Below are 582 nucleotides of genomic sequence, written 5' to 3'. Positions count from 1 at the left end.
GAATAAAGATAAATATGAAGGCTTGCCAGAAGACTTGAAACAAGTTATTGATGACAACTCAGGTATGGCACTTAGCAAGAAAGTAGGAGCCATGTGGGATAAGACGTATTCGGTACAATTGCAAGCAGCTCGAGATAAAGGTGATGAAGTTATTGATATTCTAGATCCACTCAACGATCCAGACTGGAAAGGGCCTCTTGAAAAGGGCACACAGAAGTATCTAGATGATGTCAATGCCTTAGGCTTGGATGCTGATGGTGTTTATGAAAAAGCCAAAGCTGCCAGCATCGCTTGTAAAGTCTAATGACCATAATCCTTTCTTTTATCCAATCCTGCAGAAGTATTATTTGTTTTTCTAAAATTAGTTGCATATATATAACAAAATTTAACTATATAACTTAGGAGTTTAATCAGAAGATCGTTGCTCAACAAACCAGCCAACGACAATAACCACGACCAATCCACCAAAAATATTAGAGTAAGGTGCTAGCGTCGTTTCAACCACTTGATAGTTTTCACCAAGATAATAACCTGCAAGCGTTAATACTGTCGTCCAGAAGCTAGATCCTAATGCCGTTAGGA

Annotated in this window: 1 pseudogene; it reads left to right on the top strand. The window is 38.5% G+C overall.

Features of this window, described 5'->3' with window-relative positions:
* Positions 1-304 (top strand): annotated as a pseudogene (locus ACS8FD_RS22975) (TRAP transporter substrate-binding protein); the annotation flags it as partial.
* Between the last annotated feature and the right edge of the window lie 278 nt (positions 305-582).

Source organism: Psychrobacter sp. 1U2, from assembly GCF_051847575.1.
Note: the sequence above shows the minus strand (reverse complement) of the source record. Positions and strands in the feature narration are given on the sequence as shown.